Annotated in this window: 19 protein-coding genes and 1 other RNA gene; 16 read left to right on the top strand and 4 right to left on the bottom strand. The window is 28.0% G+C overall.

What is annotated here, in order from left to right:
• The 4 genes from JK634_RS05410 to JK634_RS05395 all read left to right on the top strand — a co-directional run.
• The coding region (locus JK634_RS05410; RefSeq protein WP_202765671.1) for an IS3 family transposase at positions 1-81 on the top strand (81 nt) is incomplete at its 5' end.
• 107 nt (positions 82-188) lie between these two features.
• Complete coding sequence (gene nudC / locus JK634_RS05405; protein WP_243425555.1) at positions 189-1,016, top strand: NAD(+) diphosphatase; 828 nt, start codon at positions 189-191, stop codon at positions 1,014-1,016.
• Positions 1,017-1,129: 113 nt separating this feature from the next.
• Positions 1,130-1,311, top strand: a non-coding RNA gene (gene ssrS, locus JK634_RS05400) — 6S RNA.
• Between the two features lie 76 nt (positions 1,312-1,387).
• Entirely contained in the window at positions 1,388-2,314 is a 927-nt protein-coding gene (locus tag JK634_RS05395) for a tetratricopeptide repeat protein (RefSeq protein ID WP_202766596.1), read from the top strand.
• A gap of 71 nt (positions 2,315-2,385) precedes the next feature.
• Here the strand turns inward: JK634_RS05395 and mscL are convergent, their stop codons facing one another.
• On the bottom strand, positions 2,386-2,793 hold the full coding sequence (gene mscL / locus JK634_RS05390; protein WP_338031209.1) for a large-conductance mechanosensitive channel protein MscL: 408 nt from the start codon (positions 2,791-2,793) through the stop codon (positions 2,386-2,388).
• Positions 2,794-2,951: 158 nt separating this feature from the next.
• Between mscL and JK634_RS05385 the strand changes: the two genes are divergently transcribed.
• The gene (locus tag JK634_RS05385) at positions 2,952-4,877 is read left to right on the top strand and encodes an ATP-binding protein (RefSeq protein ID WP_202766595.1); all 1,926 of its coding nucleotides are present in this window, start codon (positions 2,952-2,954) and stop codon (positions 4,875-4,877) included.
• Positions 4,878-4,883: 6 nt separating this feature from the next.
• Positions 4,884-6,878, top strand: a complete 1,995-nt coding sequence (locus JK634_RS05380) for a sensor histidine kinase (protein ID WP_202766594.1) — start codon at positions 4,884-4,886, stop codon at positions 6,876-6,878.
• A gap of 69 nt (positions 6,879-6,947) precedes the next feature.
• Here the strand turns inward: JK634_RS05380 and JK634_RS05375 are convergent, their stop codons facing one another.
• The 3 genes from JK634_RS05375 to JK634_RS05365 are packed head-to-tail and all read right to left on the bottom strand — an operon-like array spanning position 6,948 to position 9,690.
• Positions 6,948-7,484: a hypothetical protein gene (locus JK634_RS05375; RefSeq protein WP_202766593.1), complete on the bottom strand. Its 537-nt coding sequence runs from the start codon at positions 7,482-7,484 to the stop codon at positions 6,948-6,950.
• A 26-nt stretch (positions 7,485-7,510) separates the two neighbouring features.
• Complete coding sequence (locus JK634_RS05370; RefSeq protein ID WP_202766592.1) at positions 7,511-8,953, bottom strand: sensor histidine kinase; 1,443 nt, start codon at positions 8,951-8,953, stop codon at positions 7,511-7,513.
• Between the two features lie 50 nt (positions 8,954-9,003).
• Positions 9,004-9,690 carry a response regulator transcription factor gene (locus tag JK634_RS05365; protein WP_202766591.1) on the bottom strand — a complete coding sequence of 229 codons (687 nt, stop codon included), beginning with the start codon at positions 9,688-9,690 and terminating at the stop codon, positions 9,004-9,006.
• 107 nt (positions 9,691-9,797) lie between these two features.
• Between JK634_RS05365 and JK634_RS05360 the strand changes: the two genes are divergently transcribed.
• From JK634_RS05360 to JK634_RS05315, 10 genes are all read left to right on the top strand, one after another.
• Positions 9,798-10,298 (top strand): TspO/MBR family protein, encoded by a 501-nt coding sequence (locus JK634_RS05360; protein ID WP_202766590.1) that lies wholly within the window; start codon positions 9,798-9,800, stop codon positions 10,296-10,298.
• Positions 10,299-10,438: 140 nt separating this feature from the next.
• On the top strand, positions 10,439-12,394 hold the full coding sequence (locus JK634_RS05355; protein ID WP_202766589.1) for a DNA topoisomerase: 1,956 nt from the start codon (positions 10,439-10,441) through the stop codon (positions 12,392-12,394).
• Positions 12,395-12,575: 181 nt separating this feature from the next.
• A complete protein-coding gene (locus JK634_RS05350) occupies positions 12,576-13,028 on the top strand; it encodes a hypothetical protein (RefSeq protein ID WP_202766588.1) in 453 nt (150 codons plus the stop codon).
• Between the two features lie 16 nt (positions 13,029-13,044).
• On the top strand, positions 13,045-13,290 hold the full coding sequence (locus JK634_RS05345; protein WP_202766587.1) for a hypothetical protein: 246 nt from the start codon (positions 13,045-13,047) through the stop codon (positions 13,288-13,290).
• 24 nt (positions 13,291-13,314) lie between these two features.
• Positions 13,315-13,860: a GNAT family N-acetyltransferase gene (locus JK634_RS05340; protein ID WP_202766586.1), complete on the top strand. Its 546-nt coding sequence runs from the start codon at positions 13,315-13,317 to the stop codon at positions 13,858-13,860.
• Between the two features lie 110 nt (positions 13,861-13,970).
• Positions 13,971-14,624 (top strand): hypothetical protein, encoded by a 654-nt coding sequence (locus JK634_RS05335; RefSeq protein WP_202766585.1) that lies wholly within the window; start codon positions 13,971-13,973, stop codon positions 14,622-14,624.
• Positions 14,625-14,808: 184 nt separating this feature from the next.
• Positions 14,809-15,330: a dCTP deaminase gene (gene dcd / locus JK634_RS05330; RefSeq protein WP_202766584.1), complete on the top strand. Its 522-nt coding sequence runs from the start codon at positions 14,809-14,811 to the stop codon at positions 15,328-15,330.
• Positions 15,331-15,458: 128 nt separating this feature from the next.
• Positions 15,459-16,001, top strand: coding sequence for an RNA polymerase sigma factor (locus JK634_RS05325; RefSeq protein WP_202766583.1), 543 nt, complete (start codon positions 15,459-15,461; stop codon positions 15,999-16,001).
• A 2-nt stretch (positions 16,002-16,003) separates the two neighbouring features.
• Positions 16,004-17,389 carry a DUF4179 domain-containing protein gene (locus JK634_RS05320; RefSeq protein ID WP_202766582.1) on the top strand — a complete coding sequence of 462 codons (1,386 nt, stop codon included), beginning with the start codon at positions 16,004-16,006 and terminating at the stop codon, positions 17,387-17,389.
• A 180-nt stretch (positions 17,390-17,569) separates the two neighbouring features.
• On the top strand, positions 17,570-17,956 hold the full coding sequence (locus tag JK634_RS05315; RefSeq protein ID WP_202766613.1) for a VOC family protein: 387 nt from the start codon (positions 17,570-17,572) through the stop codon (positions 17,954-17,956).
• Positions 17,957-17,987: the final 31 nt, after the last annotated feature.

Here is a 17,987-nt window from a genome sequence, read left to right as displayed (position 1 = left end):
TACAACAATAATCGTATTAAGATCAAACTAAAAGGACTGAGTCCTGTTCAATACAGGCTCCAGTCCTTGAAGATAGCTTAATTAAAAATTGTCTAAAATTATGGGTTCAGTTCAAATATGCTCCTTTTTTATATAAAAAGATGTATAATAATAATTAATCAAATTCTAATATGAAAGTAGGCTTTATAATGAATAATATAGAAGAATATTTAGATTTTGTTCCAGGAGTAGTTTCGGTGAAAGCTAAAACTAATATGGATTTATGGTTTGTTTTTAATGATGATAAAGTTTTGACTTATAAGGAAAATGAAGAAGTTCATATACCAACTTATGATAAAATTGATTTTTTAGATATAAAAGAAGAATACTACATAGGAAGTTTAAAGGGGACTGAGTGTTACGCCTGTGAAATCTCAGAAGATAAGATATATAATAAGCCATATTTTGAGTTTATTGACATAAGATCATTAGGAATAATTTTAGGTGAGAGATTCTTTTTATTACTTGGGAGAGGAAAGCAGATAATAAATTGGGATAAAAATAATAGATTTTGTGGAAAATGCGGAAGTGAAATTCATAAATTAGATAATGAGAGAGCAAAAAAATGTGATGCTTGTGGAACAACATATTATCCTCAATTATCTCCTGCTATAATTGTATCAGTTATAAAAGGAGAGGAGATTTTACTTGCTCATAACCTGAATTTTAAGGAAGGTTTGTTTAGTGTAATTGCTGGATTTGTTGAGGCAGGAGAAACCTTTGAAGAAAGTGTAAAAAGAGAAGTTATGGAAGAAGTGGGGATTAAGGTAAATAATATTAAATACTTTGGAAACCAACCTTGGCCATTTCCCAATTCTGTAATGATAGGATTTACTGCTGAATATGAAAGCGGCGAGATAAAGGTTGATGGCACTGAAATCGGAGAAGCTAAATGGTTTAAAAAAGATAAGCTGCCTGATATACCAAATAATCTATCAATTGCAAGGAAGCTAATTGATGAATTTTTGCGTTCATAGCTATATTAGTATGATTAAGCCTAGTTAAACTCTTGTTTTCTTAAGTAATTTCAATTATTTAGATTTGATTTTGTATTTATTATGTTTTATAATCATATCAGAAAAACAAAGAATTACTTCTGGGGTATTTGTCAGGCTCTTATTTTGAACCTACAGTTAATTTACGGGAGTTCAAGTACCTAGATGCAAGATTGTCTTATAAGTCCGAGAGGCCAGGACACATATGCATCAGTGAGGACACCCACCTATCGAGAGATAGGTGTCAAAAGAAGGGCAACGGTATTTTGGAAGTTCGATATAGTTTTTAAGAGGGTAATACCCTCTTTTTTTATTTTGCATGAAAGTGTATAATTCATATAGCAGGTGATAAAATGAAGGAAGATGTTTTAATACAGAAATATATAGAAAGAGCTTATAAAGCATTAGAAGATGATAAATTAGTTAAAGCGTTAGATTTATTTAGTAGGGCTAACGAATTATCTAATGAAGAAGATGTAGATATAATTATTGAAATAGCTTTAATTTATGACTCATTAGGAAAATCAGAGACAGCCAAGGAATATTATAATAAGGCCTTAAGGATAGATGAAAATGAGGAAAGAGCTTATTATGGATTAGCAGTTATATATGATGAAGATGAACTCTATGATGAGGCAATTAGATTATATAAGAAAGCAATATATATAAGTCCTAACTATCATAAAGCATATTTTTTTCTTGCAAATGTTTATGACATATGTGGGGAAGAGGAATTAGCAATTATAACTTATGAAAAACTTCTTTCATTAAATCCGATGGATTTTTGGGCAAATACTAATGTAGGATCAATATATGAAGCACTCGGCAAAAATGATTTAGCATATAAGCGATTTTCTAAAGCTCTTGAAATAAAGCCCAATAATTATTTAGCATTATTTAATATGGGTGTTATTGCGTTTAAATTTAATATGATTAATAAAGCTATAGGTTTTTATAATCGATCAATAAAAATGAATCCTATTTACGCTTATAGTTACTTAAATCTAGCAGTAATTTATAAATATAAAGATACAGAAAAAGGAATAGAGGTTCTAACAAAAGGAATTGAAAATTGTGAGGAAGTACATTTCTTGTATTATAACAGAAGTTGCTTCTATACTTTAATAGGCGAAAATCACAAAGCTTGCAATGATCTAATAGAAGCACTTAATATATATCCAGACTTCTTAAAATATATATTAGAGGATGAAGAACTTGAAGAGATAACTAATATGAATTGCTTTAAAGAATTTGTAGAAAATGAAATAAATGATAAATAGCCGAATTTATAAAAATAAGCAGAAGCTGTATTAATAAAGCTTCTGCTTATTTAAATTAGTAATATATATAGTTATTTTTGTGATTGATTCCTTAAAAGGTCTCTAATTTCTTGAAGAAGCAGAATCTCATCTGATGGTTTCTCAGATTTTGATTCTTCATCCTGCTGTTTTAACTTTTTTATAGATTTTACAAATAGGAATATTGAAAAAGAAATTATAAGAAAATCAATTACATTTTGGATGAAATTACCGTAGTTAAGTGTAACTCCTGGAAAACTTCCATTAGCCTCTTTAATTACGAATTTTAAATATGTAAAATTAATACCTCCAGTTAGGCCACCAACAATTGGCATAATAATATCATTTACCAAAGAAGTTACAATTTTACCGAATGCACCACCAACTACAACACCGATTGCTAACTCCAATACCTTTCCTTTTATTGCAAATTCTTTAAATTCTTTTAATATAACAATCACCCCTTTTGAAATAATTAGCAGAAAAGCAAGTAAAAACAGAGGATTTGTATAATATATTAAGTAAATTTTAATTAACTAATAAAAAAATTACAATTTATAACTTTTTTATTCACATTTTACATTGGATTAGGTAAAATTTAGATGTAGGAGGATTAAATATGTATAACAAAGAGATAGAGAAAATTGTCTATATAGATAGAGTGATATTAGAAAAAATATCGCTTATATGTATATATGCAACTTTTATTATTGCAATTTTGAATATAATTATTCCGAATTTAACAAGAAATATAATTGGATTAATATATATTGTAGTTAGTTTTTCAATAATGATGTTAACTTATTCAACTTCAAATATTATAAAGAGTCAGTACTTTAAGTTTTTTTCCATTACTTTTTTTATATCAGCAATAGCTAATATTATTAAATTAGTTCCAACAGAGATTATTGAAAATAGTTTTGAAGGAAATATGCAGTTTATATATTTCTTCTCAGATATTTTAATTGCTTTATTGTTAACCTATACACCATACTTTGTTAGAAATAGCCATATGAAATATATTAAGATTAGATATATTTCATTAATAGTAATAACATTAATAACTTGCTTTACGCTTTCAATAACAATATCAAATAGACATCTATTTAATATTATAGGGAATTGTTTAGCAATAACTGTATTTATATATGCAGTCATCTCTTTTAACGGCTTCAGCATAAAGAAGGGGATGAACATAAACTATTTTAAGATATATTCATATATAATCTTAGTAGCATTCATTATTAATACAATACAGATGGTATTGTTTAAAGAAATGATATTAAATCCTGCATATGATTTAATTAAATTAGCATCTCAAATAATATTTTATGGGTGCATATTTCAAAAACTCTTAAATAACTCTTATGATATTCTTTTTAATGATCTGTTTGAAAGAAATAATGAGTTAAATCTATTAAATAAGGTTATACTATCCAAAAATCTTGAACTGGAGTCTTCAAAAAATAGAGTATTTAAGCGTGAGGACATGTTTAAAAATTTATTTAAAAATTTGCCTATACCAATGTTAATGTTAAACTTGTCCAACGGTAGAATAATATACGCAAATTCTGCCTTTCTGGATTATTTTGAGGAGAAAAAACTAAAAAGAGTAATAAATAAGAAGCTTACTGACCTAGTAAGTTTTAATGAAGCGATATTTAGTAAAAATGGGACAAGTGTAGATTTTTCAAATATATACGAAGCAACACTAGGAAAAGGTGACTTAAAATATTATTTAGTATTTCAATTCATACAGCTATCAGAAGACGATAGCCAGTGTTTAGTACAAATTAAGGATAGAACAGAAGTGGTGAAAATAGAAGAGATAAAAAGAAATCTAGAACAAAAGAAAATAGAGGATAAAATAAGAGGAGACTTTCTATCTAATATTAGTCATGATATTAAAACTCCAATAAATGTAATATATTCAGCAACTCAATTAGAGAAGTTATTAATTGAAAAAAATAATATTGATGAAGTGAAAAAGTATAATCAACTATCTAGAGATAATTGTTTATCACTTATAAGACTTACAAATAATTTAATTGATAGTTCAAAATTAACTTCTCATTATTTAAAACCAAATATGCAGTTAGGTAATATAGTTGAGGTAATAGAAGACCAAACAATGAATTTAGTAGAATATGCTAGAGCAAAGGATGTACATTTAATTTTTGATACCTTAGAAGAAGAAATATATATTTATATGGATAGTGAGTTTGTGGAAAGGATTATACTAAATTTAATTTCTAATGCATTGAAGTTTTCAAATAGAGGAGGAGCCATTTTGGTAAGCATTTCTCTAATTGATGAAGAAGTGAAAATAAGAGTGGTGGACAATGGTATAGGAATGGAAGAAGAATTTATGAATAAAGCGTGCAATAGATATGAAAGAGGTAAAAATGAGTATGGCAAAGTAGGAAATGGAATAGGTTTGTATGTGGTTAAAAATCTTACTGAACTTCAGGGTGGAAAAATAACAATAGAATCTAAGTTAAATGTTGGGACAACAGTAACTTTGACTTTTAAAAAGGGGAATTAAATAACAATGATTGACTTAGAAGTAAGTAAAATTAAGAAAAATATAGGAATAAGAATCTTTATTCCATTGTTGATGGCCCTGCTTGTTTTATATATATTCACCAATAATTATAGCTTATTTCATATATTAATAGAATTTATATGTACTGCACTGGGTTTATCCATGGCATTGATTTCATTTGCCAGAAGTAGTAATGAAAAGTCTGTTTTTAAATATATTGGATATGGGTTTCCTCTTATGTGTTCATTAGACTTTCTGCATGTTATGTTTGTTAATTCTTCAATCTCAGAACAAAACGCATTCATAAGCACCATATTCATTTGGGTAAGCAATAACTTTTTAGATTATAGTTTAATTATTTTATCTATATTGTTTATAAAATATAAGGTAAATAATAAAACTATCTTTGTGTCTTATGGATTTCTCCTTATTATAATTACACTTTTGGGAATATTAGTTGAACTAGGTGTAATAATGAATAAAGATGTAACTCAATATATTATTAACGGTTGGTTGTTACTATATGGGTTACTTTTGATTACAATAATTTTAATAGCTAAAAATCGTGAAGTTATAGGTAGAAAAGAACAGATATACCTATATTTAATTTTGTTTTTTGAAATTTCATATGAATTCGTGGCAATGTTACACTTTAAGTTTGATCTAGATACACTAATTTTGGCACATATACTAAAGTATATTTTCTATTATACTTTATATGACGCTATAGGTAGATTTGTATTTTATAAAACTTATAATGGAATATATAAAGAACTAAGAGAGGTAGAAAAGATACAGGTAGTTTTGAATAGGACCTTACAAGAACGAATGAAAATATTGAGTGAAGTTAAGAGTATTTTGGTTAGAAGTGAAAATAAATATGTATCCTTAATTGAATCAATTTCTGATGGTATAATAATATTCAACGAGGATAGAGTTTCATATTCCAATGAATCCATTGGATATTACATTAATGGATACAATGTAAATATAGAAGGAAGGCATTTAAAAGATATTTTAGACATATTAGAAATAGAATTAACTGATTTTTCTATAAGTGGGTATATTCAATATTCTATTAAGAAAGAAATATTAGGCAAAGTAAGAGATTTGGAGGTTTATGTTTTCAAATCAGAAGCTGAAGCTAAAATATTGTTTATTAAGGATGTAACCGAAAATAATAAAAACTTTAAGTTAAAAGAGGAGTTAGAAAAAAATTTAGCTGAGGAAAAATTAAAAAATCAATTTTTTTCAAATATATCACATGAATTAAGAACTCCTATTAATTTAATATACTCTTCTTTACAGGTTAAAGGATTATATATAGTTGATAACAATTATGAAGCGCTTGAAAGAAATAGTGGAGTAATTAAACAAAATTGTCTGAGATTAATTAGGACTATAAATAATTTTATAGATACTAATAGAATATCTGAGGAGTATTTGGTTCCTACGTATGGAGTATATAACATAGTAGAACTAGTGGAAAATGTAGCACAAGCTTCTGTTAGATATTTAAGAAAAGTAAAAATGACTTTAGTTTTTGATGCAGAAGAGGAAGAAATTTTTGCATCTTGTGACGGAGAACTTATTGAAAGAGCAGTTTTGAATTTACTTTCAAATTCAATTAAGTACGGAAAGGAAAATGGATATATTTATATAAATATTAGCAATAAAGAAGACAAGTTATACATTAGTGTTAAAAATGATGGGCCAGCTATATCTCAGGACATAAAACCATACCTCTTTGACAAGTTTACAAGAATAAATAAATCACTTAATAGAGATAAAGAAGGTAGTGGGTTAGGTTTATATTTATGTAAGAGTTTAATAGAGCTGCAAGGTGGCGAGCTTATCTTAAATACTGAAAAGGATTTTGGAAATGAATTCTTAATTACTTTACCCTATGATGAAACTATATCAGAGAGTGAAAACAATTCTTTTATAATAGGTAACGTAGATGAAAAAATAGATATAGAATTCTCGGATATATATATTTAAATTTTATGGGAAGTCAAAGTGACTTCCCATAACTTATTCTTTATGAATATTGTGATTAAATCTAAATTATTATTTTAAGTTTTCTACTATTTTAATTAGTTCTTCTGAATATCTTAGAGGCCCTCTTGAACAATCTTTATAATGATCCTTATCTCCATACTGCAATGTATGAACAGAAGAACCCTGCGCATTACCATACTTTTCACTTGTCAATTGAAAATATAATTTATGGTATTTAAAAGGCTGAAATCCATCTCCCTTTATTGATAGGTCTTGCTCATTAGAATAAATAAATTCCATCCCTAATCCATCTTTTTTCATGCTTTCTATTGTTGTATCATCTATAATATCTTGTGATGTAGATAATTTGTTATGAAATCTGCTATTTGTTAAATCAACTAATTTCTTGAAATCTGAATTGGTTTTATCTAATACTTTTGAAGTATTATTACTGTAAATAATGATTTTATCTGGCATAGATAAAGCATTTTCGATATTTTTACCTATTTGTTTTCCATTAATATTATCTGATTGTGATTGTGTACACCCAATAAAAGATATACAAAAAGCAAAAATCATAAGCAGAGAAGTAATTTTTAATTTCATACTACATTCACTCCATATTCGGAAATTTAAATAAGATTCATATTAAAAGGCTTTAAATTATACTTTTTCTTTAAGTTATTTAAGGGCAACTTAATAATAAATTTACAGCCTTTATTAAGTTCACTTTCAAGAGTTATAGTACCATTATGTTTAGTTATAATAGTTTTGGTAATTGCTAGTCCTAAGCCTGTGCCAGTATTTTCTGAGGTTCTAGATTTATCTCCACGAGTAAAAGGATCAAACATACTTTGAGCTTCATTCTTAGGTATTCCAACGCCATTATCTTCAATAATTATATTTAAATAATTATTTTTTTCAAAGCAAGATATTTTTAATAAAGTCCCGTTAGGATTGTATTTAGTGCTGTTTATTACTATGTTTCCTAATGCTCTATCTAGATTTTTTCTGTCAAAAAGTAATGGTATTTCTTTTTCAGGAATATCAAAATCATATTCAAATCCATTCTCTTCAAGTCTTGGTATATATGAAGCTATGAATTCTCTTAAAAATTCACAAATATCTTCTTTCTCTTTTGAGAGAGTAAAGTTCCAAGAGTCTAACTTAGAATAATCAAATAAGTCTAGAATTAAATTATTTGATCTTTCAGAGTTTCTCTTAATAACAGAAAGATATTTTATAACATCTTCTTTTGGTAAATCAGGATTTTGTATTAAATAATCAGAGTAGCCAAGCACTGATGCAAGTGGAGTTTTTAAGTCATGAGATATGTCTAAGATTAATCTTTTTCTTGATTCTTCAGACTTTTCCCTTAAGTTTGTTTCTTCTTCAATTTTTGAAGCCATAATATTAAAAGCATCACCAAGATTTTTAAATTCGTTCTTACTAGTTAAGTTAATTCTAGTGCTATAATTTCCAGTAGCAAGCTTCTTAGCTCCATGGGTTAATATCTTTAATGGTGTCAAAAAGTAGGATGAAGTTATCCTTGAATAAAGATAAAAAACTAGCAAGAAAAACAACATAAAAATACTAAAGGAAATAAGAATAAATTGCTTAACAGTAAGTCTTTTAGGGGCTATTTCTAACTCTGTATATTTTTTAGATGGTATACCAATTACCATCAAAAAGTCATTTTTATGATTATAAGCTGTTCTATATACGTATGGAAAATTTTTCTTTCTAACATCCAAAACAAAATTTGATTCTTTTTCACTATAGTTTATTAACGTGCTTATATCTGCAATTGAAATTTTGTCTTTGTCAAATGGAGCTGCAACTTGCCCCTGCTTATTAACTATTTTACCATTTTTATCAATGATAACCATATATCCATCCATATCCAAAATAGGACTAGAATCAATTTTAGTGTAATCATCTTGCATAAAGTTTTTAGGAGAGGTAGGGTCTGATAAATCTACCTTAAAATAAACCATTCCAATGATTGCACTTATAAATAAAGATAATATAAGCACAAAGAACATAAGAAAAAATGATATGACATAATTTTTCATAAGGAGATTTGCTAGGGTTTTTTTTCTCCTTAGCTTTAGAAACTTCAAGATTACTCAATCCTTTCCATTTTATATCCTATTCCTCTAATAGTTTTAAGATAAGTTGGTTTTTTTGAATCCTCTTCAATTTTTTCACGAATATGACTCATATGAACCATTATGGTATTATCATCGCCATAATAGGTATCATCCCAAACAAGTTCGTATATTTTCTTTTTAGTATATACTTTTCCTGGATTTTCAATGAGAAGCTCTAGAATTTTAAATTCTTTAGCATTTAATTCTAATAGAGTATCACCTTTAAATATCTGGCAGCTTTCTTTATCAAGTGTTAAATAGCCAAGTTTTATAATATTTTGTTTTTTACCTGGAGAATATTTATAATATCTTCTTAATTGAGCATGTATTCTTGCTTTAAGTTCAACAGGACTAAAAGGCTTGACCATGTAATCATCTGCACCGAGTCCAAGTCCTAGTATTTTATCTGTATCATCACCACGAGCCGTTAAGAAAATTACTGGAATTTCACTATCTTGTCTTATATGTTTAAGAACCTCGAAACCATCAAAGTAAGGCATCATAACATCTAGAATAGCTAAATCTATAGAATTATTTTCAAAAATTTCAATGGCTTTTCTGCCATCCTCAGCAAAAAACACTTCAAAATCTTCTGTTGAGAGATGTAAACTTATCAAATCTCTAATGTCTTTATCATCTTCAGCTAATAATATATTCATACTAAAACCACCTTTATAATCTATAGTTCTTAAGAAATTATAACACATAAATGAAGAATAGTAACATAACTGGGAACATATATTATTTTATGAAGAGAGGTGATATTATGAAAAATCCTTTTAAGGTTAAGGGTAATTTTAAGATAAGCACATTTTTAATTCAAGTTTTTATGCCTCTAATTGGAGGGGCGTTGGTAGGGTACTTAAATAGAAACACAATGGGGCAATATATAGAATTAACAAAACCATTTTTTGCTCCACCAGGAATAGTTTTTCCAATAGTATGGGCTATATTATACTTACTAATGGGAGTTTCAGCCTACAGAATTTATATGCTTGGCATGAGTGGAGAAGATGTATCCTCAGCAATGTTTTTTTACTATATCCAATTAATATTTAATTACTTATGGGTGTTTATATTTTTTAGTTTTAGACTATATGGACTAGCATGTATAGAGTTAGCTATTTTATTTATTTTAGTTTTAATAACATTTATTAAGTTTTTTAGAAAGGATAAGCTTGCAGGAATATTACTAATTCCATATTTACTATGGCTAATATTTGCAGGGGTTTTAAACTTTTATATTTGGTTATTAAATGAAGCTTAGCAACAAGCAAATATTAATGTCCTTTGAAAAAAATTCGAAAATATAGTATAATAGTAATGCTTATTTAGGGGCTCCTATTTATAGATAACTAACATTAAGTTTATCTAGAGGAGTCTTATTAATTTGGATTGGAGAAATATATGGGAAAAGCTCTTTTTGTCATGGAAAAGCCTTCTGTGGCTATGGATTATTACAACATTTTGAAAATTGAAGGAAGAAGGCAGGATGGCTATATAGAAGGAGATAAGGCTATTTTTACATGGTGCGTAGGACATATGGTTACTATGAGTTATCCAGAAAAATATGATGAAAAATTAAAATTTTGGAACCTTGAACAATTACCTTTTTTACCCAAAGAGTATTTGTACGAAGTAATTCCATCTGTTTCAAAGCAATTTGAAATAGTTAAAGGTCTATTAAATAGAGAAGATGTGGATAAAGTATACGTTTGTACTGACTCAGGACGTGAGGGAGAATACATATATAGATTGGTAGATCATATGGCGGGGAACCCTAAAAAAGAAAAGTTTAGAGTATGGATAGATTCTCAAACTGAAGAAGAAATAAAAAGAGGAATAAAAGAGGCTAAGCCGCTAGAATATTATGATTCATTAGGTTCATCTGCTTATCTTAGGGCAAAGGAAGATTATTTACTAGGAATAAATTTTTCAAGATTACTAACACTTATTTACGCGAGAAACTTAGGAACAGTATTAAAAGAGGATAGAGTTGTAATAGCAGTTGGTAGAGTTATGACTTGTGTACTTGCGATGGTAGTGGATAAGGAAAGAGAAATAAGAGAATTTGTTAAAACTCCGTTTTTTAAGGTAAATAGTAATTTTTTATTAAACGATGCAGAGTTAAATCTAGAATGGAAAGTTTATGAAGGTTCTACATATTTCAATTCACCATTTTTATATAATGAAACTGGATTTAAGGAGAGAAAAACTGCTGAAGAGCTTATTAATAGATTAAATTCCTTTGAAGAAGGTGAGATAGTAGAAGTTAAGAAAACAAAGGAAACTAAGAATCCACCTTTACTATTTAATCTAGCAGAGCTTCAAAATGAATGTACTAAGAAGTTTAAAATAAGTCCAGATGAAACTTTGGGAATCGCTCAAAAGTTATATGAAAAAAAGATGCTAACGTATCCAAGAACAGATGCAAGAGTATTATCTAAAGCAGTAGCAAAGGATATAGGTAAAAACCTATCAGCTTTATATAAGAATCACCCCGAAACTTGGTGTAAAGAGTACCTTAAAAAGATATCAGAGAATAAGTGGTCACAAAATCTAGTAAAAAGTAAATATGTAGATGATTCTAAAATTACAGATCACTATGCAATTATTCCAACAGGAGAATATAATGCATCGGGATTAACCTCCTTAGAGCAAGAGGTTTATGAGCTAGTTATAAGAAGATTTTTAAGTATTTTCTTTCCACCAGCAAAATATAATAAAACTAATTTAACAGTTGAAGTGGATAGAGAAAGATTTAACTTTACTAAGAAGATTTTAGTTGAGAAAGGATATCTAGAGATCTTAGGAAAAGAATCTCAAGAAGAGAAAGAACTTGATATAACTCAATTAAAAAAGGGAAAGAAGCTTCCACTTAAAGATTTAAATATAAAAGAAGGAGAAACAACACCTCCTAAAAGATATACGACAGGATCTATAATCATCGCTATGGAAAATGCAGGAAAGCTTATAGAAGATGATGAACTAAGAGAGCAAATAAAAGGTAGTGGAATAGGGACGTCGGCAACTAGAGCAGAGATAATTAAGAAGTTAATTAGGATAGAATATCTAACTTCAAATAATAAAACTCAAATTCTAACTCCAACTAAAAAAGGAGAAATGATATATGAGGTTATAAAAGCATCTATTCCATCACTATTAAATCCAACGTTAACAGCTTCATGGGAAAAAGGACTAGGAATGGTCTACTCAAAAGAAATAGCAGCTGATGAATTTATGGAAAAGCTTGAGAAGTACACAGAAAATAATATTTCAAAGGTAATACAATATAGAAATAATATTTTATATAAAATAAATACTAATCTTTTGAGAGTAAAAAAGTGTTATGAAAATAATTAGCAGGAGTCAGCAGGCTCCTGTTTTTTTACAAAATCCTAATGTAAAATATTTGAAAAGTATTGTTATTTTATGTATAATTAAGAAAATATTATATAAGCGGGTTACGTAAGATGTATTTATCAGGTTATTGTAGCATAGGATTTATAAATAGCTAATAATAAAATTGAAAGTAGGAGTAAAAATGAAAAAGAAAAGCTGGTTAATGTATCTTATCTACGCCCTAATATTTGCATGTTATATTTTATTTTCAAGCAAGTTATTTATATCATTAGATAAAGAAAGTAAGGTAACCTTCAATGTGATTCCAATATTAATTTGGTCAAGTGTACTATTTATCGGATTAGGAGTATTACTTGGAGTTGAAAGATTTTTATTAGAGATAAGGAAAGAAGGAAGGTTAAGAGTTAATTTACCTAAATTTATCTTCTTAGGATTGCCATCACTTTATTTTTCACTTGGGTTATTTTTGGCATATAGTCCAATTAACTTTTTTAAACAAACCTTCACATATCCAATATTACGTCTTTTATTAATTAAAAGTGACTTTTTAGCAATTTTTCAGATTATTTTCGGATATGTATTAATAACTAGCATAGTGAAAGTAAAGAGTGAACAAGAATATATGAAACTTTAATAGTGAGGTGTAAGCTTTGAGATATAGTTTGAAAGTTATAGTTACTTTTATTAGTTCATTACTATGTACATATCTTATAGTTGGATATGTTAAAAGTACAGTTTTTGCAGCAATTCACTGGGTAGAAGGGGTGACAATTTGGGACAAACTTAGAGAATATTATGTTAGGACCTTTAATCAAAATATTATTCCTTCGATTATTTTAGCGGTTCTATTAACAGCATTTATTATGCTTATTCGAAGAAAAAAAACTTATAAATAGATATCTACTAGGAGAATTATAAAGATGATAGATTTAAACGCAACGGATTATAAAATAGAAAAAGGAACTGAAAATGATATAGATGAGCTAGAACGTCTCTATGATGATTTAAATGATTATTTAGAAAGCGGGATAAATTATCCTGGATGGATTAAAGGAATATATCCAATTAGAGAAACTGCTGCAGATGGAATTAAAGCAGGAACTTTATTTGTACTGAGAGTAAATAATAAGATTGCAGGCTCTGTAATACTTAGCCATGAGCCAGAAGAGGCATACAGGGATGTAACATGGGGAATCGAAGCTGCTTATAAAGATATTATTGTTATACATACTTTCGTTGTTCATCCAAAGTATATGAAAAATGGTGTAGGCAAAAAGCTAATGGATTTTGCTAAAAGTTATAGTATAGAAGAGAAAATGAAATCTATTAGATTGGATGTTTCAATTCATAATAAACCTGCTATTGCTTTATATGAAAAGTGTGGTTATAAATATGTTGGAACAGTAGATTTAGGGTTAAACATACCGCATCTAATTTGGTTTAAGTTGTATGAGATAATTTTATAAAAATAGAGGAAATAAGTATTAAATAAATATTGAGTTTGACCTAACGTAATGGTTTATACTAATAAAGAACTTTGGATTATTAGTGTTACAGAAGAAAAGAGGTTGAGCCAATGAAAGGATTATATAAAGACTTTCCTGAAAGACCATCGGGAGGACGAGTATATCAACGTCCTAATGAGGTTAAGGTATGTAAAAGTTGTGGAGCACCTTTAGGTCGAAATTATAAAAGTTGCTTAGAGTGCTATAACACAATTGAGGATTTATGGATATTAGATTGGAAAGAGTTAATAGAAAAAGAATGTATATTATCAGGTAGTAATGATGAAAAGATACTTGCTGAAGTAATAATTGAAGAAATAGATAAGCATTCATGGACAATTGTTGATTCAGCAATGAAAATGGTTAAGTGTAAAACTTGTGGAAATGAACTTGGTGGCGGACCTCTTGATTGTCCAGAATGCTCATTTGCATTCGGAAATCTTTGGGGATATGATGTAGAAGCAATGAATCAAGGAAAGATGACAGGAAATGAACATTCGCTTAGAGTAGGTAGGTGGGTAATTAGGTATCCGCACAGACAGAAAGAAAAAGTAGTTGAATCATGGAAATTCTCAATGCCAATTTTAATTACAGGTAAAATGGCTACAACACAGATGGGGCAGTTTTTTAGAAAGGTAATTGATGAAGCTAATTTTAATTTATCAAATAAAGTTTATCAAAGTTTTGAAGAGGCATATATAGACGTTAAAAACAATACTAAGTAATAAAACATTTTAATTAGTATTCATCTAAAAATTCAATTAGGAGAACTTTAAAATGAGTTCTCCTAAAATATAGTAGATTATAAACATTGCTATTAAAAAAATATTGTTAAATATTTGAAAAAACGATTACATTTATGTATAATTGAGTTAAGATTTTTTATGTAGAATGCGGGAGGCAATTTTTATGATATTATCAGGAAGAGAAATAAAAGCCAAGCTAGGCAATGAAATTAAAATAGAACCTTTCAATGAAAAACAGCTGAATCCTAATAGCTATAATCTTAAGTTACATAATGAACTTCTTATATATGAAGAAGTATCATTAGATATGAAAAAAGAAAATAAGTGTAAAAGCCTTATAATTCCTAAGAAAGGATTAGTATTAGAGCCTAATAAGTTATACTTAGGAAGAACAAAGGAATATACAGAAACTGATAAATATGTTCCAATGCTTGAAGGAAGATCCTCTGTAGGTAGACTAGGTCTTTTTGTTCATGTAACTGCAGGGTTTGGTGATGTTGGGTTTAAGGGGTATTGGACATTAGAAATTCATTGCATTCAACCTATAAGAATATATCCAGATGTAGATATATGCCAAATATATTACCATGCAATAGAAGGGGAATATGACCATTATTCAAGTGGTAAATACCAAGACAATGAAGGAATACAACCAAGCTTGTTATATAAGGATTTTGAGAAATAAGTTAAACAAAACAAGGATTTTAGAGCTGTCCTAGTTAATAGGATAGCTTTTTTATTTTATAAATAAATGGAACCAAAGCTAAATCTTTAGCATCTTATTTATGAAATGTGAAAAACAAGGGGGTAAACATGAAGTTAAGTTTAATAGGAAAGACTGAAAAAATTGATTCTATATTTCACAAAGTAAATAATGCTATAGCTGGAGATAAAGAGAGTTTTTGTGATCTTATTAGATTTTATAAAAAGGATATGAACTCAGTAGCTATGTGTATTTTAAGAGATGAAGAGGATGTGGCTGATGCTATGTCAGAAGCTATACTTAAAGCATATAAGCATATGAATACACTTAAAAATCCAATGGTTTTTAAAAGTTGGCTGCTTAAAATTTTAGTGAATGAATGTAACTCCATATTAAGAAAGAGTTCAAAGGTTATCGTTGTAGATAAAAATGATTTTGAGCTGATAGAATTTAATGATAAGTATGAAAATCTAGATATTAAAGCAGCATTAGATAACTTATCACATAAACATAGGGTAATTATTGAACTTTATTATTATCAAGATATGACAGTGGAAGAAATTGTAAATGTTTTGGAGATATCAGCTGGTACTGTTAAATCTAGATTATCAAGAGCTAGGCAAAATCTTTATCACATGCTCAAGGAGGTTTAATAATGGATAACATAGATAAACTTATAAAAGAAAATAAGTCAAATGATGAAATAAGTGAAAAAGTAAATAAAAGAGTAGAAGCAACTTTAGGCATGATAATGAAAGAAGATATAAAAGAAGAACTACAATTTGAGTCTAATATGAAAAAAAGATTTAACATTAGAAAGTTTGCTTTTGTAGCTGGGCTTGCCATAATAATATCAGTATCTCTAGGAGTAAAGTATAATGTTTATGCAAAGGTGTTAGACTTACTTAAGTCTTTTGAGGAAAAAGGAGAAGCCCCTGAGAAGATTGATCTCTATTCAAAAATTTTAGATAAAAAAGTAAATGATAGTGGATACACTGTTAGTATTGAAAATATAATATCAGATGCTCATACCATTAGAATATTTTATAACATAAATTCGGATAAAACAGGAGAACAAAAGCCAGGCATTTGGGGAAATGAAATGAAAATAGATGATAAAGATCTTGTTGATTACGGGGGAATATCCTCAGAAGAATATTTGGTTCAAGATGACAATAAGAACTGGTCTGGAAATATGTTAGTTATGAGAGTGGGAAAAGAGCTTCCCAAGACATTCAATTTTAAATGGAATATCTATAATATATCAAATAATGAAGGAAAATGGAATTTTGATATTAATGTTGATAGTGAAGAGTTAGCAAAAGATACTAAGACTATGGATGTTAATAAAGGAGATAAATTAGATATAGGAGATTTTAATATAAAAAATATTACATTGTCACCTATTGAGTTAGATATTACTTCTAAAGAAAACATTAATGATAAGGAAAACCCAAATGCTTATATTAATTATATTGTTCTTGATGAAAATAATAAACTACTATCCTTATCAAGTAATTATGGCGTAAATAAGTGGATTAATGCAGATAATCTTTCAGAAGTTTATTATGGATATAAATTAAATGGCAAGTTACCTAGTAAAATGAAAATTATTCCATATGAGATATCAAATGATTCTTATAATACTATGATTGGAAAAAGTTATGCTATTGGAAGTAAAGATGTTTCCCTTTATAAAGGTGAGAACGGGTCATTAGATATTGAGTCAATAGAGGATAAGGGAGATTATGTAGAGGTTACAGTAAATATAAAGGGATATTTAAGAGCTGACTTATTAGATAGGCTGCTATTAGTAAAGAACGACAGCAATAATTCTAAGGCTAGCAATATGAATCCTGAAAGTAGGAAGCTAATAAACCAAAACATAAATAATGAGAAATTTATATTAAAGTTTAATAAGTATTTTGGAAAAGATAAGAACTATCATATATCATTTAATGTAGGAAATGATGACAAATATTTAGATAATATATACAAAATTTACGAAGATAAAGCAATAGAAGTTGACTTAAGTAAATAGAAAGTTAAAAACCAGTAATGCCTAATGTGTATTACTGGCTTTTAATTTTAACGGAGCTCATATATATACAGTAATGCTAAAAATTTGAAATTAATACTGTCATTAAGTATAATTAAATAAAATAGACAATTGTAAAATAAAGCAAACTACATGTTAAATCAAGAAAGGTGAAAATATATGATGAAAGCAAAAATTAATCTTATTACGATTTGGACAAATGATATTGATAAAATGAAAAATTTTTATAATCAAGTTCTCGGATTTAGAATTGAAAATGACCTGGGTAACTATGTTGAATTTGAAAACGATGGGGTAAGATTTGCTATTTGTATGAGAGATGTTATGTATGTTTATAGTAGTGAATATAGAAAAGAGTCATTTGGACAGGGATTTGAACTTGCTTTCCCATGTGAAGATCCGAAAGATGTTGATGAATCATTTAAGAAATTAATCTCTAAAGGTGCAACTTCTATTCATGAACCACAAGATATGCCTTGGAATCAAAGAACAGCTCTATTTGCAGACCCAGATGGAAATATACATGAAATTTTTGCAGAAATTAAATAATTCATGTTTTCTTAAAATATTCATTAGGGGA

The sequence above is a fragment of the Clostridium paridis genome, assembly GCF_016765615.1.
Classification (GTDB): Bacteria; Bacillota; Clostridia; order Clostridiales; family Clostridiaceae; genus Clostridium_T; species Clostridium_T paridis.
Note: the sequence above shows the minus strand (reverse complement) of the source record. Positions and strands in the feature narration are given on the sequence as shown.

What these genes read in the sequence shown, in the direction of transcription:
- nudC (WP_243425555.1), top strand. Translation starts at nt 189, where the DNA reads ATGAATAATATAGAAGAATATTTAGATTTTGTTCCAGGAGTAGTTTCG.
- JK634_RS05395 (WP_202766596.1), top strand. Translation starts at nt 1,388, where the DNA reads ATGAAGGAAGATGTTTTAATACAGAAATATATAGAAAGAGCTTATAAA.
- JK634_RS05385 (WP_202766595.1), top strand. Translation starts at nt 2,952, where the DNA reads ATGTATAACAAAGAGATAGAGAAAATTGTCTATATAGATAGAGTGATA.
- JK634_RS05380 (WP_202766594.1), top strand. Translation starts at nt 4,884, where the DNA reads ATGATTGACTTAGAAGTAAGTAAAATTAAGAAAAATATAGGAATAAGA.
- JK634_RS05375 (WP_202766593.1), bottom strand. Translation starts at nt 7,484, where the DNA reads ATGAAATTAAAAATTACTTCTCTGCTTATGATTTTTGCTTTTTGTATA.
- JK634_RS05370 (WP_202766592.1), bottom strand. Translation starts at nt 8,953, where the DNA reads ATGAAAAATTATGTCATATCATTTTTTCTTATGTTCTTTGTGCTTATA.
- JK634_RS05365 (WP_202766591.1), bottom strand. Translation starts at nt 9,690, where the DNA reads ATGAATATATTATTAGCTGAAGATGATAAAGACATTAGAGATTTGATA.
- JK634_RS05360 (WP_202766590.1), top strand. Translation starts at nt 9,798, where the DNA reads ATGAAAAATCCTTTTAAGGTTAAGGGTAATTTTAAGATAAGCACATTT.
- JK634_RS05355 (WP_202766589.1), top strand. Translation starts at nt 10,439, where the DNA reads ATGGGAAAAGCTCTTTTTGTCATGGAAAAGCCTTCTGTGGCTATGGAT.
- JK634_RS05350 (WP_202766588.1), top strand. Translation starts at nt 12,576, where the DNA reads ATGAAAAAGAAAAGCTGGTTAATGTATCTTATCTACGCCCTAATATTT.
- JK634_RS05340 (WP_202766586.1), top strand. Translation starts at nt 13,315, where the DNA reads ATGATAGATTTAAACGCAACGGATTATAAAATAGAAAAAGGAACTGAA.
- JK634_RS05335 (WP_202766585.1), top strand. Translation starts at nt 13,971, where the DNA reads ATGAAAGGATTATATAAAGACTTTCCTGAAAGACCATCGGGAGGACGA.
- dcd (WP_202766584.1), top strand. Translation starts at nt 14,809, where the DNA reads ATGATATTATCAGGAAGAGAAATAAAAGCCAAGCTAGGCAATGAAATT.
- JK634_RS05325 (WP_202766583.1), top strand. Translation starts at nt 15,459, where the DNA reads ATGAAGTTAAGTTTAATAGGAAAGACTGAAAAAATTGATTCTATATTT.
- JK634_RS05320 (WP_202766582.1), top strand. Translation starts at nt 16,004, where the DNA reads ATGGATAACATAGATAAACTTATAAAAGAAAATAAGTCAAATGATGAA.
- JK634_RS05315 (WP_202766613.1), top strand. Translation starts at nt 17,570, where the DNA reads ATGAAAGCAAAAATTAATCTTATTACGATTTGGACAAATGATATTGAT.